Raw genomic sequence first — 12,835 nt, 5'->3', positions numbered from 1 at the left:
AACAAATGAACCCAGCAAAAAAGTGAAGCAAATTTTCATATCCGCACCGCGCTCCGGAGAGCCGACAGCAGCAGGAGAATTGCTTCTCGTTTTTTGTTGGGGTCGGCCGCCACTCAGCGGCGGCGACTCGAATAACTGTACACGCCACTTGGACCCCACACAAATCAGCCCCCAGGACGGCCCCTGGGGGCTGAAATCGCCGCAGTGGCGCGGATTTCCGGCGTCGGGCTGTCCCCACATCGCCGGCCGGGGACTACGGGCGTGCTCTGTGCAGCGCGTCACCTCCACGCAGGGCGTACGGCTCCTACCCCGGGGTGCGGTGTCGGCTTCCGGTAAGGCGGTCCACGAACCCGATGTGCGCTACGTATTGCTGGTAGAGCTGCACCGCATCATCGGTACCCAGATGGCCGAACTCCAAGGCCATCCGCAGTCCCTCCAATTGCGCCATGCAGGCCTCGGCGGCGCTGACCCGGTCAGCCACGGAGTGCGAATTCGAGAGGTTCGTCGCCAGCGCGGCCGCGAGGGAGAGCAGGACGGCTGCCAGGCAAAGCACCCGCCACACGGCAGAGCTCTCTTCCAGCGAAAAGATGCCCTGGACTGCCGTCGTGAACTTGGTACCGCCAAGTGCGGGCCCCGCTGTGAGCGAGGCGGCCAGCGCGCTTCCCACGACGCTAATGGTGACCAGCCGGTTCCGGTGCGGGCGGGCGCGCCCCAGAAATGCCCGGATGGACAGCTGCCGCTGTTCGATGCTGTCTGAGAGCCGCTGACGCGTCTCAGTTTGTTCGGTCATGACGATTCTTCCTTCCTCTTAGTGGCTGCTGGAAACCTAAAGGGTCAAAACGTGACGGTTCCGGCGGCGCCGTCGACTGTTACTCGTTGTCCGTCCTGCAGCAGTGACGTTGCGCAGCCGGTGGCGACGACGGCCGGGATCCGGTGTTCCCGGGCGATGATGGCCGGGTGGGACAGTGCGCCGCCGGAGTCGGTGATGATGGCCCCGAGCGAGGGGAAGACCACCGACCAGGACGGCCTGGTGGAGGGGCACACCAGCACGTCCCCGCGCTGGATCCGGCCAAAAGCGGACTCGCTGAGGATGACTTTCACAGGCCCGGAATACGTTCCTGCGGAGGCGGCGACCCCGGTCAGCCTCGCGGCATCGCCGGGCACGGTGCGTTCGCTCATCGTTTCGGCCAGCACATGCTCCATGGCAAACGAGACGCACTCCATAAAGGCGCGGGGACCCCGGGGAAGCCAGCGCAGCGACGGTGGCTTCCCCGGCTTCGCCCCATAGGTGGCCGGCCCCGGGTTGGCGAGCGACCAGGTCCGTTCACCCGGGCGGCGCCGGACCAGGGGCATCAGCTTGCTGGGTCCCGGCCCGCCGCCGCCGGCCATTCCGCCCGTGTCGAGCCATGCGATAACCTCGTCCACTTCGCAGTAGAAGACGTCGTCCAGCGCCAGGATTGTTCCGGACTTCACCATCCGGTGTCCGGCCTCGAGCACGGCGTAGCGCATGAAGGCGAACGGGGAATCGAAGGTGAAGAACGAGTTGTCGTCCCTGAGTGGATAGGCCCGAAGAGCACGGCCGAGCAGTCTGTCGAACTCCGTGAGTTTCCTCCCCATCAGGCGGCGTCGCGCCTCACGTGCCAGATCATGGCGGCGGTCAGTGAGCTCCGATTTCTCCCGGGCCAAAGCGGAATGGTTCAAGGCACGCAGCTGAAGTTCCAGCAGTTGCGGACGTTCCGCCAGCGTGGGGTCCGACAGTTCCGCGGAAAGGGATCTGAGGCCGAAGTCCTGCCGGTACTGATCCAGTCTGTCCCGCAGGCGGCTGGGGTCGCCGTCGCCGGCGATGCGGGCCAGCTCACGGGCCGGTTCGGAGGAGACGTTCGAAGTCCCCGCCAGCAGGCCCAAGACTCGTTCGAAGGTCCAGCCCAGTTCCTTCCTGCAAAACTTGGCCAGTTCGGCGGTTGAAAACAGGGGCGGGATCACCACTTCGTAGTGAATCTCGGCAGACTGCTGGAGGAGCCGCTTGCAGCGCCGCAGATGATCCGCGAGGCTTTCCGGGTCCAGTGCGGCCACGTCGACCTTCTTGAATTCGTCCAGGCGTGCCCGCTGGGCGGGCAGATATTCCGAGTACCAGCGGTTGACGGTCTGGTAGGGCAGGTCTTCCTTGCTGGCCCGTTGCGCGGCGCGGAGGCGCCGCCTGGCCCGCGGATTGAGTTGCAGCAGAACCGGAAGGAGCCAGGCCGGCGGACGCACATGGCCTGCCCGGCCGCGCGGGGTTCCTCCGGGAGGGAGCATCGCCATGTAGGCCCAGCCCCCGATCTCCTCGACCCGGCTGGTGGCAAGAAGGCCGAATTTTTCACTGAGGCGTTCCAGCGCCTGGTTCGAATCCGTGACGCGTCATGGGGGTTCGCGGGAGCGGCCAGTGAACGGATTCGCGGTGCCAGTAGCCTGACGGGACGCTGACCGGGAGCGGCACGGGCCGGACCAGGGCCGTGACGGGCCTGGCCTGGAGCAGGAACAAATCGTCCTCGTCCAGCGCCCATTCGATATCCTGCGGCGCTTCGAACTCCCGTGCGGTCTGGCGCGCCAGCGACGCCACCCGCTGCGCCTGAGCCGGGCTGAGCACGGGCACGGCTCCGCTCGTTGTCCGCACGGGGTCCGCTGTCACCGTCCACTCCTCCGGGGTGGCTTCGCCCGAGACGAGCTTGTCCCCCAGCCCCTGCACCGCACTGACGAGAGCCTGGCCTGGATCTCCGGTCACGGGATTGACGCTGAAGGCGACGCCGGCGGCAGTGGCCGGTACCTGTTTCTGGATGATCACCGCCATGGGGAAACCGTCAGCGGACATCCGGCACGCTGACACGGCGGCCCGCAGGTTTTCGTCGCCCAGGACGTGCAGGGTGGTGAGGTACCGGCCGGCGGCTGCCGATTCAGGACGATCCTCGTTGGCACTGGAGGAACGAACGGCCAGCGGCCCCGCACCGAGGATGGCCGCCGTCAGCGCGATGTTGCGGAAGTCCTCCTCGGTGAGTTCGTGCGGTAAGGCCTCGAGCACCACCGCGGAGGGGATGTTGTAGCCCCTCCGCACCAGACGCGCCAAGGCCGCGGCCTTGGTCCCCCAACGGGTGCAGTCAGATGAGTCCAGGTTCTCGAGCTTCTCAACGGTTGCCATGCCTTGATCCTCCGCCTGCGTGGTGCCTCGGGGGCATACCCACCTGCACTGAGGTTTCGTGACGCTTAGCCGTTCTGCACGTAGCCGCGGCGTGCCGGTCCGTCCCCGGTCCGTTCCCTGTACCGTTCACGAGCCGGGAGGAGCAGCCGCCTTTGCCTGGATCCAGCGGGCAATTTCCAACCGCGTGGAAACGCCAAGGTTTGCGTAGATGTTTCGCATGTGGGTCTCCACCGTCCGTTCACTCAGGAAGAGCCTGGCGGCAATCTCCCCGTTCGGCAGCCCCTCGGAGACCAGGCGCGCCACTTCCTGTTCACGCCCGGTCAGGGGGGAACCAACGGGACGGCGGCGTGGCGGGCGCATGCCCAGCCGGCGCGCCAGCCGCCGGCTTCGGTCGGCCCATCGGGACATACCTTGCTCATCAAAGAACGCCAGCGAGTTGTGCAAGGCCGGCCGGACGTCGTCCCCGCCGGAGAGTGAGGCCACCTCCGCCCACTCCAGCCATGCCTGGGCGGCCAGGTGTTTGATTCCCAGCGTGTCGAAGAGCCGTGCGGCGCTCAGGAGCATCCCTGCGGCCCCCTCCTTGCCGACGGCAGCTGCTGCCAGGCCGTCCAGCCGCAGCGCGGTGGCCTGCAGCGGCGGGCTTTCGGGACCGAAGGTTCGGAGGTACCCCGCCTGACGGACCGCGCGCTCGGGAGCACCCAAGGCGAGGCCGGCAAGGCCCGCATACAGGGAGTGAGCGCACAGGATCGGCGGATACACGTTGAACCGCCCCGGATCCGGGTCGGAAACCTCGCCCGGATGGCCCGCCGCCAACGCCAGGATGGACCGGGCCACTGCAAGGCCTGCGACGAAGGAGTAGTCATCCGATACAGCGGGATGCAGTCGAACCGCCTCGGCCAGGAGGCCTTTCGAGGCGCGCAAGTTCCCCTGTTCGCCGCTGAGCACAGCCTCCATCAATGAAGCGCCGGCCACGATCCTGTCGGAATCGCCATGGCGGGCAGCAGCCGTCGCAGCCTTGGCTTGCCCCATCGCTGCCCGGAGATCGCCGGTGAAGTAATTGAGCGTTGCCAGCCACGAGCGCGCAACACTCTCCTCGACCGGCCTGCCCGTTTCGGCGGCGGAGTTCAGATGCCAACGCGCAAGCCCAAGGGCCTCCGGAAGATCCCCCGCCAGAACCGCTGCGCGCGACAGCACCCGACGGCTGGACATCGCCAGGAAGGGGCGGTTGCTGGCATCGGCATACGCCACCGCCTGTTTGGCATGGGAATACGAGGCGACGACATCGTGACCGCACATTGCCACCATGTGCTCGCCCAGGGCACGCACGCCACGGCGGCGCTGCCCACGTCCGAGGAGTATCCGCACGCCACGTTGCCCGCCCTGAGCATCTGCGCGGCGTCGCCGGAATGGGCTGAGGCGAGCAGGTCATGGACGGCGTTTTCAGCGGCCAAGTCCACGAGCTGGGCCGCTGAAGCTTTCCTCCGATCCGCTTCCGCAGAAGCAGCCTGATGGTGGCCGCGTTCCCAGTCCAGCATCATGAGCTGGTCGCGAAAGAGGTCACCAGCGGGTGTGTCCTGTTCTTGCATTGCCAGCTGCAGGCCCCGGCTCCAAAGATCCCTGGCGAGTTCTGCAGACCCCAGCCGCAGGTGGGAAACACCCAGGGTCTTCAACGCGGCCATGTGCAGCTGGGGAGTCAAGTATCCTCCGCCGGATTCGAGCAGAGGTTCCAGGAAACCGACGACGGCGTCATCGGCGTGGCTCGCCGCTGCCTGCTCGGCAGCGGCCGCCAGTGCCTCGGCGCGGCGCTGCCCGTCCACGAAGCCGTCCGCCACCAGGTAGTGCCGGCCCAGCAGTTGGGCATCCTCGACCCCGGCGTCGTGCAGCGCTGTGGCCAGCTTGGCGTGGATCCGCCGACGGTCGTAGCCGAGCAAGATTTCGTCCACGGCCTCGGCGTACATCGGATGGGCCAGCTCAAAGACCTCGCCCTCTGGGCCCACCCCGCGCACGATCAATGCCTGGTCCACGAGCCGGCGCAGAGACGCGGCACAGCCGTCGGGATCCAGACCCGGGCAACGGGTCAGCACGTCAAAGGACAGCGCTGTCCCTGCCAGCGCGAGGGTGTCCACCAGACTCCGGTCGGTGGGCGTGAGCCGGCAGATCCGGCCGTGCGCATAGTCCGCGATGCCCGGCGGGACGGCGGGGCACGACGTCCAGCCGTCGGCGGTATCGGCCCCGCTTTCCAGGAGCGCGGCCAGGTACGCCGGCAGGCCGGCCACTCTTCGGACCAGTTCGGAATCGGCGGCCGGGGAGCTTCGTCCCTGATCCCGCGCAAGGCTGAGCACCGCCTCGACGCTCAGCCGGCCAAGCCTGAGGTCCAATCGGGTCGGACTGACCGCACCGGGGATGGGAGGAAACGCACTTTCGGGCCGACCGGCCAGGAGGATGAGCACGCTGGTACCGGCCAGACGGCGTCCCAGAAAGTCCAGCAGCTGCAGTGTCCTCCGGTCGGCCCACTGCAGGTTGTCGACGAACATCACCAACGGCCGGGACCCCGCCGCCCGCTCCAGCAGCCGCGCGACGGCGTCAAAGAGCCTCGTCCAGTCCAGTGCGGCGGCCACGCCGTGGTGCTCAGGAAAGGACTGCCGGGTAAGGAACAGGCCCAGATCGTCCAAGCCATCCAGCTCGGCGCGGCCTGCCGCGGACACCGAGTCCAGGAAGCGCCCCAACGCCTCGGCCATCGACGCCAGGGCCAGGCCCTGGGTGGCAGGTGACCCCGCTCCCGCAAGAACTATGCAACGCAATTCCTCTGCCCGGCGCAGGACCTCCAGGCACAGCCGCGTCTTTCCGATGCCAGGTTCCCCGGTGACCAGGGCCGACGTCGTGACCGTTCCGCGCAGCGCCGCCTCCAGCAGCTCGAGCTCGGCGTCGCGCCCCAGCATCGCCAGCCGGGACATGCCGTCCAGAGCATGCCGCCACGTTCCTCCGGAAACGTCCATGGGAGCCAGCATGCCACCGCCCGGATGGCGGGTCCATCGGAACGCTTAGGTGACTTCCGACGGCGGTCCCCTCCGGAATCCGCTCCTGCGGACTGTTCTCATGCCGGGGTAGCACTGCTACCTTGGCTGGATGGAACGATCTCTGATGAGGCCACGGAACCGCAAGATCGTCGCGGGCGTCTGCGCAGCCATTGCAAACCGCTTCGGCATCTCCGTGACGCTGGTCCGCCTCGGCTTCGTGTTCTTTGGCCTGTTCGGCGTAGGTGAGCTCGTCTACATCGCGCTGTGGATCCTCATCCCCAAAGCCCGGTAGCTGGCGGACGCCGGCCGCGCGTATCGTCTTTCCATGGAACCGATTCGGGTGGTGCTTCTTCCGGGGGCTGTTCTTCCCGCGCAGTTGGCGTACGGCGCGCTGATCGAGGCCCTCGGACCGGACGTGCAGGCGATCGCCAAGGACCTGGACCTCTATGCGGACGACGAGCCGCCGCCAGGCTGGAGCCTGGATACCGAGATTGAGGGCGTCCTGCGCGAAGCCGACGCCCAGGGCTGGGAGTCTTTCCATCTGGCCGGGTATTCGGGCGGCGGCGCGGCGGCACTGGCAGTCGCCGCGAAACACCCGCAGCGCCTGCTGAGCCTGGCCCTGCTTGAGCCCGCCTGGGCCGGAACGTGGGACTGGAGCCCGGCCCACGCCGAGCTGTGGAAGGCCTTCGACCGGCTGGAAACCCTGCCTCCCGGACAGTTCATGCAGGATTTTCAGCGGCTGCAGGTCAAGCCCGGCGTCGTCCTTCCGCCGCCGGCGCCGGGCGCCCCTCCGCCGTGGATGGCCAAACGCCCGGCCGGCATCGCGGCCTTCCTGCGCACTTTCCGGAGCTACGACCTGGACCGCGGCCGGCTGGCTGCTTTCGACGCTCCGGTCCTGTTTGTCCAGGGCGGCCTGAGCAACCCGGACCTGTTCGGTGATATTGCCGAGCGCCTGTCCGCGGTCTTCCCCGACTTCCGGCTCGAAGTGTTCAAAGGGCGCCACCATTTCGATCCCCCGCACCGGATTGAGCCGGAACGCCTCGGCCAGCTGTTGCGGGAGCACTGGGACCGCGCAGAAAGCCGCCACCATGCCACCATCACCTGAGCCCCTGCCCGGAACGCCGGGCGCGGTGCCGGGCGAGGTGCCCGGGAGCGAGCACGGGGACGCCGCCCCCCGCGACGTGCACACCCTCGTGGTCGGCGCCGGCCAGGCGGGCCTGGCCATGAGCTACTGGCTGAACCAGGCCGGCGTCGAGCACCAGCTGCTGGAACGCCGCCAAACCCTCGGCGGGGCCTGGCACGACCGGTGGGACGGGTTCTGCCTCAACACCCCGAACTTCTCCCTGCAGTTGCCGGGGATGCCCTACGCCGGCCCGGAACCGGACGCGTTTATGCCGCGGGATGACCTCATCGACTACTTCCGGCACTACGGCGAAAGCATCGGCGCGCCCGTCCACACCGGCACGGAGGTCACGCGCATCGCGCCGGCGCAGGACGGCGGCTTCCGGCTGGAGACTACCCGGGGCACCTGGCGCGCGCGCAACGTGGTGCTGGCCACCGGCGCCTACCAGCAACCGAAAATTCCCGCGCTGTCCGCACGGCTGCCGGGGAACGTCCTGCAGCTGCACGCCAATGACTACCGCAACCCGGCCCGGCTGCCGGATGGCGCCGTCCTGGTCGTGGGGACCGGCCAGTCCGGCGGGCAGATCGCCGAGGAGCTGCTGGCGGCCGGCCGCGAGGTCCACTTGGCCGTGTCCGCCTGCCCGGAGGCGCCGCGACGGTACCGCGGACGGGACGCCATCCACTGGATGCTGGAGATCGGCCTGCACGGCCCGGAGTACGGGCTGAACGGCCTCACCGTGGAGCAGCTGCCCTCCCCCGCGGCGCGGTTCATGTGCAACCCGCTGCTCTCCGGGGCGGACGGCGGGCACGATATCCACCTTCGGGGTCTCGGCCGGCGCGGCGTCCGGCTGCACGGCCACCTGGAAGCGGCCGACGACGGCGGGCTCGTCTTCAGCGACGACCTCCCGGCGCGCCTGGCCCTGGTCGAGGCCGGGTTCGGCCAGCGCCTGCAGCCGATGTTTGATGCCTACATTGCCGCGGCGGGGATCCCTGCCCCGGCGGCGGGCCCGCCGCGGGTGGACGATTGGCTGCCGTCAGAACCGCCCCGGCTGAACCTCGGCGCGGAGAACATCACGGCGGTCATCTGGGCCACCGGCTACCGGCTGGACTTCGGCTTCCTGGACATCCCGGTCCTGGACGAGTGGAACTACCCCCGCCACCGCCGCGGGGTCACGGAACACCCGGGGCTGTTCGTGGTGGGGCTGCCGTGGCTCACCGGGCACTGGTCGGCCATCGTCGCCGGCGTGGGCCGCGACGCGGCGTATCTGGCCGGGCACATTGCGGGGCGGTGAGCTGTTGGCCCACCGCCCCGAAGAAGTTCGCCGCACCGGCGACTGGGCTGGATGAAATCAGGAGTCAGCAATTACTGGGCCTGCGACCCCGCTACGTACCAGGCGCGGGACGAAGCGTAGGGTTCGCTGGGCAGGTTCCCGGCCATCCATGGTGCGTACGAGCGCACCTGCGGCAGGTGGCCGTGGCCGTCCTTGAGTACGGCACGGACCGTGGCGGTGCCGGCGACGATCACGAGACCGAACAGCAGGACTACAAGCAGTTCCATTTTTGATTCCTCGGGTGGAGTGCGGATTGGATGACTCCAGTGTCGTCAGCCGCCGTGTGAGCAAACGTGTGAATCCCCCGCGACGCCGCCAATGCCTCCGGCGTAAAATTACTCCCATGGCCGAGACGTGGATCCGGCTCCTCGGTCCGCCAAAGATCGAGTCCCCTGGCGTCACTCCCGCACAGCCCAAGGGCCGCAAAGCCTGGGCTGTGCTGGCCTACCTTGCCCTGCAGCCGGACGGCATCAGCCGGTCCCGGACCGCCACCCTGCTGTTCCCGGACGCCGCGGATCCGCTGGGCGCGCTGCGCTGGAACCTGTCCGAGCTGCGCCGGACCCTGGACGGTGTTTCGATCTCCGGTGACCCGCTGCGGGTGGCGCTCCTGCCGCCTTGGCGCTGTGATGCCCTGGAGCTGGTCGGCTCCGCCAACGGCCACGACCTGGACCCGCGGCGGTTCGACGGCCAGCTGCTGGAAGGGCTCTCCTTTGCGGACAGCCCCGTCTTTGACTCCTGGCTGGCGGACCAGCGGTACCGGCTCGAGAACTGCGTCCAGTCGCTGCTGTACGAAGCGTCGCTGGCCGCCCTGGCCTCGGGCGCCCCCGACGACGCCGTCGAGCTCGCCAGGCTGGCACTGCGCCGGGATCCCTTCCACGCGGACTGCACGGCCGTCCTGGTGAAAGCGCTGGTGGCCCTCGGCGAGCACCGGCGGGCCCGGGAGGAGGTCACCAAATGCGCGGACCTCTACCACCGTGAGCTGGGCCTGCCGCTGCCGGCGGAAGTCCGGCGGGCGCTGTCCGACTCGGCTCCGGCCGCCGACCCCGAGATCCCCGCCACCGCGTCCACCGTCCGGTCCTATCTCGACGCCGGCAGCGCCTCCCTCTCGGCGGGCGCCGTGGACCGGGGCCTGGACCAGCTGCGGCTTGCCGTCGTCCTGGCCCAGCACACCGCCGACCGGCACCTCGTGGCCGAGTCGCTGGTGACCCTCGCCGGGGCGCTGATCCACCAGGCCGGCGGGCGCGGCGCCGAGGTCGCCGATTTCCTGCACCGTGCGCTCTCGGCGGAAGCGCCCGACGGCGTCTCCCGGACCGCCGCTGCCGCCTTCCGCGAGCTGGGCTACCTCTCCGTGCAGCGTGGTGTCCCGGACCGCGCGGCCGGCTGGCTGGACCGGGCGAGGCAGGCAGCCCGCGGAATCCCCGACGAGCAGGCCCGGATCCTCGCGATCCAGGGCATGCTGGCCTCGGACACCGCGCACTACGGCGACGCGGTAACGGCCTTCATGGAATCCGGACGGCTCGCCAAGGAGGTCCGGAACCGGCGGCAGCAGGCGTTCAGTGAGGCGCTGCTGGGCCGGGTGCACCTGCTGCGCGGAGACCTGGAACTGGCCGCCGCGGCCCTGGACCGGGCCCTGGACTGGGTGGCGGAAGAACACTGGACGGCGTTCGAGCCCTTTGTCTCCGGTGTCCGGGGCGAAACGTACCTGGCCGCGGGCCGGCTGGACGCGGCGGCGGACCTGATTGACCGGTCCTGGGTGATGGCCGATCTCGCCGGTGACCACTGCTACATGGCCCTGGCCGCCGGTGCCGAGGCCCGGCTGTTCCTGGCGCACGGCGACCTGGCCGCCGCCGAGCACTGGATCGACCGGGGCCTTGAACCCAAGCCGTGGTACCTCTGGTACACGGCCCGGCTGCTGGATGTCGCGGCGGAAGTCACCATCGCCACGGGCTCGCCGCGGGCAACACAGTTTGTGGACCGGCTGGCCGCGCTGGCCAGCCGCAGCGGCATGCGGGAGTTCGGGGTCCGGGCGCAGTCGCACCGGGCGGTGCTGGGGGACGAGGCCGCCGCCAAAGCCGTGCCCTGGCTGGCGAAGGAGATCGACAACCCGGCGCTGACCGCGTTCCTGGCCACGCGGCACGGTTAGTTGAGCGGGTCCGCCGGCGATTCCGGAAGCCCTGTCCCGCCGTCGACCGCGGGACTACCATGCAGCTGTACCGATGGGATTACCACCGTGCTCCCTGCTGTGTGGAAGGAACGTTGTCATGGAAAGCATCACGTGGTTCACGCCGATCCTGCCCGGGAAACTGGAGGAGTGGAAGGCGATGGAGCAGGAGGTTAAGGGCCCGCGCCGGGCGGAGCTGGTCCGATCCTATAAGCGGGCGGGCGTGGCCCGGGAGGTCGCCAGCCTTGATGCACACGCCGCAGGGGGATTTCGTCTGCCTGTTCCATGAGGCCGAGGACCTCGCGAAAGCGTTCCAGACCATCGCGACGTCGGAGGACCCCTTCGACGTCTGGTTCCGGGAGCATCTGGAAAGCGTGCACGGGCTGACGGCGGAAATGCTGCAGGGCCCTTTCCCGGCCGAAGTGTTCTTCGAATACACCGACGCCGGCGGTGTGGCTTAGCGCCGGCTGAAGCACACCCGGGTTAAACAAAAGCAGGGCCCGTCAAAGACGGACCCTGCTCGAAACCTGTAAGGTTCCGGACTCAGAAGAGTTAGCTGGAAGCTAAGTCTTAGAGAGCCTGGATGTTTACGGCCTGGGGACCCTTGGGGCCCTGCTCGGTTTCGAAGGAGACCTTCTGGTTCTCTTCGAGGGAGCGGAAGCCGGAAGAGGCGATCGCGGAGTAGTGTGCGAAGACGTCCTGTGAGGAGTCATCGGGGGAAATGAAGCCGAAGCCCTTTTCAGCGTTAAACCATTTGACGGTACCAGTAGCCATTATTTTTTGTCCTTCGTGAAGGTGGAGGAAAAGTCCCGACTTTCGGGTCCTCCGGTGTGGGGTGCTCAAAACCGCTGCTTCAGAAGAACAAGGTCTTTCAACCTTGCGTACTGCCTGAACTACGAACTGCATAAACACAACAACAGGATCAACACTACAGGAGATTTCCGGGGCGGATTACCAAACGGTTTTCGCGGGACGACGCTGGGGTCCCCCGCCACCCCTATTTGGGCCCCTCCACTGGGACGTCAGCGGATCTAGAATGGCGGCATGACACCACAGGAGCTGGCCAACCTGGCGCACCTGCGCCGGGCCCGGGACCTGATCGACCGCGACTACGCCCGGCCGCTCGATGTGCCCACCATGGCCGCCGGTGCCCTGATGTCCCCGGCGCACTTCTCCCGCCAGTTCAAAGCGGCCTACGGCGAGACGCCCTACAACTACCTCATGACGCGGCGGATCGAACGGGCCATGGCGTTGCTGCGGGCCGGTTCCAGCGTGACGGATGCGTGCATGGAGGTGGGCTGTACGTCGCTGGGATCGTTCAGCTCGCGGTTCACCGAGATCGTCGGCATGCCGCCCAGCGAGTACCGCTCGCGGCAGCACCACGCGGTCAAGGCCATGCCGCCGTGCATCGCCCGGCTGCGCACTCGGCCCGCCCGCAAGCCGAGCAGGATTGAAGAAGCGCCCCCGCGCCCGCTGCCATAGCGTGGATGACATGAACATTTCACTGCAGTACTCACAAATCACCGTCAATGACCTCGACGAGTCGCTCGCGTTTTACCGGGACGTGCTCGGCCTGGAAGTCCGCAACGACGTCGGCTCGGACGGGCAGCGCTGGGTCACGCTCGGCAGCGCGGCCCAGCCGGATCTGGAGCTGGTGCTGTCCGTCCCGCACGCCGGCCGTTCCCAGGACGACGGCGACGCCCTCCAGCAGCTGCTCGTCAAGGGCGCCCTGCCTATCCTCGTGTTCCGCACGGACGACCTGGACGCCACGTTTGAGGCGGTCCGGGCCTCCGGTGCAGAGGTCCTCCAGGAACCCATCGTCCAGCCCTGGGGCCCGCGCGACTGCGCCTTCCGCGACCCGTCCGGCAACATGGTCCGCTTCAACCAGGCCTGACGGGCACGAAGGCGCGAACGACGCCGACCCGGCGCATGAAACCGCGCTAGCCAATATGTCCTTGTCGGACGCCCGTTCCGGGCTGAAAATGGTGCCGTGGTCGCCTGTCAACGCCGTGTCTCTATGGTTCTTTCAGGC

Annotated in this window: 15 protein-coding genes; 8 read left to right on the top strand and 7 right to left on the bottom strand. The window is 68.2% G+C overall.

Annotated elements, in window-relative coordinates; all coding sequences use genetic code 11:
• Positions 1-304: 304 nt before the first annotated feature.
• The 5 genes from J2X01_RS21485 to J2X01_RS21465 all read right to left on the bottom strand — a co-directional run bounded on the left by J2X01_RS21485 (position 305) and on the right by J2X01_RS21465 (position 6,168).
• Positions 305-790, bottom strand: coding sequence for a hypothetical protein (locus tag J2X01_RS21485; protein WP_310062441.1), 486 nt, complete (start codon positions 788-790; stop codon positions 305-307).
• Between the two features lie 44 nt (positions 791-834).
• On the bottom strand, positions 835-2,301 hold the full coding sequence (locus J2X01_RS21480) for a PEP-utilizing enzyme (protein WP_310062438.1): 1,467 nt from the start codon (positions 2,299-2,301) through the stop codon (positions 835-837).
• Positions 2,302-2,356: 55 nt separating this feature from the next.
• Entirely contained in the window at positions 2,357-3,172 is an 816-nt protein-coding gene (locus J2X01_RS21475) for a PEP/pyruvate-binding domain-containing protein (protein ID WP_310062435.1), read from the bottom strand.
• Between the two features lie 126 nt (positions 3,173-3,298).
• Positions 3,299-4,366: a helix-turn-helix transcriptional regulator gene (locus J2X01_RS21470; protein ID WP_310062432.1), complete on the bottom strand. Its 1,068-nt coding sequence runs from the start codon at positions 4,364-4,366 to the stop codon at positions 3,299-3,301.
• Positions 4,297-6,168, bottom strand: a complete 1,872-nt coding sequence (locus J2X01_RS21465; RefSeq protein WP_310062429.1) for an ATP-binding protein — start codon at positions 6,166-6,168, stop codon at positions 4,297-4,299. Before J2X01_RS21465 ends, J2X01_RS21470 begins: the two co-directional genes overlap by 70 nt.
• 145 nt (positions 6,169-6,313) lie before the next feature.
• Here J2X01_RS21465 and J2X01_RS21460 point away from each other — a divergent pair, with 145 nt between their 5' ends.
• Genes J2X01_RS21460 through J2X01_RS21450 form a run of 3 tightly spaced genes read left to right on the top strand, consistent with a single transcriptional unit; the run spans position 6,314 to position 8,603 of the window.
• Positions 6,314-6,481, top strand: coding sequence for a PspC domain-containing protein (locus J2X01_RS21460; RefSeq protein WP_310062425.1), 168 nt, complete (start codon positions 6,314-6,316; stop codon positions 6,479-6,481).
• Between the two features lie 33 nt (positions 6,482-6,514).
• Complete coding sequence (locus tag J2X01_RS21455) at positions 6,515-7,294, top strand: alpha/beta fold hydrolase (RefSeq protein WP_310062423.1); 780 nt, start codon at positions 6,515-6,517, stop codon at positions 7,292-7,294.
• The gene (locus tag J2X01_RS21450; protein ID WP_310062421.1) at positions 7,278-8,603 is read left to right on the top strand and encodes a flavin-containing monooxygenase; all 1,326 of its coding nucleotides are present in this window, start codon (positions 7,278-7,280) and stop codon (positions 8,601-8,603) included. Before J2X01_RS21455 ends, J2X01_RS21450 begins: the two co-directional genes overlap by 17 nt.
• Positions 8,604-8,674: 71 nt before the next feature.
• Here the strand turns inward: J2X01_RS21450 and J2X01_RS21445 are convergent, their stop codons facing one another.
• Positions 8,675-8,869 carry a hypothetical protein gene (locus J2X01_RS21445; protein ID WP_310062418.1) on the bottom strand — a complete coding sequence of 65 codons (195 nt, stop codon included), beginning with the start codon at positions 8,867-8,869 and terminating at the stop codon, positions 8,675-8,677.
• A gap of 116 nt (positions 8,870-8,985) precedes the next feature.
• On the opposite strand from J2X01_RS21445, the gene J2X01_RS21440 reads away from it, so the two are divergent.
• The 3 genes from J2X01_RS21440 (at position 8,986) to J2X01_RS21430 (ending at position 11,264) form a co-directional block, all read left to right on the top strand.
• Positions 8,986-10,785 carry an AfsR/SARP family transcriptional regulator gene (locus J2X01_RS21440; protein WP_310062415.1) on the top strand — a complete coding sequence of 600 codons (1,800 nt, stop codon included), beginning with the start codon at positions 8,986-8,988 and terminating at the stop codon, positions 10,783-10,785.
• Between the two features lie 118 nt (positions 10,786-10,903).
• The gene (locus tag J2X01_RS21435; protein WP_310062412.1) at positions 10,904-11,092 is read left to right on the top strand and encodes a hypothetical protein; all 189 of its coding nucleotides are present in this window, start codon (positions 10,904-10,906) and stop codon (positions 11,090-11,092) included.
• Positions 11,052-11,264 carry a hypothetical protein gene (locus tag J2X01_RS21430; RefSeq protein ID WP_310062410.1) on the top strand — a complete coding sequence of 71 codons (213 nt, stop codon included), beginning with the start codon at positions 11,052-11,054 and terminating at the stop codon, positions 11,262-11,264. Before J2X01_RS21435 ends, J2X01_RS21430 begins: the two co-directional genes overlap by 41 nt.
• A gap of 109 nt (positions 11,265-11,373) precedes the next feature.
• Here the strand turns inward: J2X01_RS21430 and J2X01_RS21425 are convergent, their stop codons facing one another.
• Positions 11,374-11,577 (bottom strand): cold-shock protein, encoded by a 204-nt coding sequence (locus tag J2X01_RS21425; RefSeq protein WP_024365339.1) that lies wholly within the window; start codon positions 11,575-11,577, stop codon positions 11,374-11,376.
• A 270-nt stretch (positions 11,578-11,847) separates the two neighbouring features.
• On the opposite strand from J2X01_RS21425, the gene J2X01_RS21420 reads away from it, so the two are divergent.
• Complete coding sequence (locus J2X01_RS21420; RefSeq protein WP_310062407.1) at positions 11,848-12,285, top strand: helix-turn-helix transcriptional regulator; 438 nt, start codon at positions 11,848-11,850, stop codon at positions 12,283-12,285.
• Between the two features lie 10 nt (positions 12,286-12,295).
• Complete coding sequence (locus tag J2X01_RS21415) at positions 12,296-12,697, top strand: VOC family protein (protein ID WP_024365337.1); 402 nt, start codon at positions 12,296-12,298, stop codon at positions 12,695-12,697.
• Positions 12,698-12,835 lie beyond the last annotated feature (138 nt).

The organism is Arthrobacter ginsengisoli (assembly GCF_031456935.1).
GTDB classification, from domain to species: Bacteria; Actinomycetota; Actinomycetes; order Actinomycetales; family Micrococcaceae; genus Arthrobacter; species Arthrobacter ginsengisoli.
Note: the sequence above shows the minus strand (reverse complement) of the source record. Positions and strands in the feature narration are given on the sequence as shown.

Bases quoted from the DNA above. Each gene is read 5' to 3' on its own strand.
- J2X01_RS21465 (WP_310062429.1), bottom strand. From the start codon at position 6,168: ATGGACGTTTCCGGAGGAACGTGGCGGCATGCTCTGGACGGCATGTCC.
- J2X01_RS21425 (WP_024365339.1), bottom strand. From the start codon at position 11,577: ATGGCTACTGGTACCGTCAAATGGTTTAACGCTGAAAAGGGCTTCGGC.
- J2X01_RS21485 (WP_310062441.1), bottom strand. From the start codon at position 790: ATGACCGAACAAACTGAGACGCGTCAGCGGCTCTCAGACAGCATCGAA.
- J2X01_RS21435 (WP_310062412.1), top strand. From the start codon at position 10,904: ATGGAAAGCATCACGTGGTTCACGCCGATCCTGCCCGGGAAACTGGAG.
- J2X01_RS21445 (WP_310062418.1), bottom strand. From the start codon at position 8,869: ATGGAACTGCTTGTAGTCCTGCTGTTCGGTCTCGTGATCGTCGCCGGC.
- J2X01_RS21440 (WP_310062415.1), top strand. From the start codon at position 8,986: ATGGCCGAGACGTGGATCCGGCTCCTCGGTCCGCCAAAGATCGAGTCC.
- J2X01_RS21450 (WP_310062421.1), top strand. From the start codon at position 7,278: ATGCCACCATCACCTGAGCCCCTGCCCGGAACGCCGGGCGCGGTGCCG.
- J2X01_RS21420 (WP_310062407.1), top strand. From the start codon at position 11,848: ATGACACCACAGGAGCTGGCCAACCTGGCGCACCTGCGCCGGGCCCGG.
- J2X01_RS21430 (WP_310062410.1), top strand. From the start codon at position 11,052: ATGCACACGCCGCAGGGGGATTTCGTCTGCCTGTTCCATGAGGCCGAG.
- J2X01_RS21480 (WP_310062438.1), bottom strand. From the start codon at position 2,301: ATGGCGATGCTCCCTCCCGGAGGAACCCCGCGCGGCCGGGCAGGCCAT.
- J2X01_RS21415 (WP_024365337.1), top strand. From the start codon at position 12,296: ATGAACATTTCACTGCAGTACTCACAAATCACCGTCAATGACCTCGAC.
- J2X01_RS21455 (WP_310062423.1), top strand. From the start codon at position 6,515: ATGGAACCGATTCGGGTGGTGCTTCTTCCGGGGGCTGTTCTTCCCGCG.
- J2X01_RS21475 (WP_310062435.1), bottom strand. From the start codon at position 3,172: ATGGCAACCGTTGAGAAGCTCGAGAACCTGGACTCATCTGACTGCACC.
- J2X01_RS21460 (WP_310062425.1), top strand. From the start codon at position 6,314: ATGAGGCCACGGAACCGCAAGATCGTCGCGGGCGTCTGCGCAGCCATT.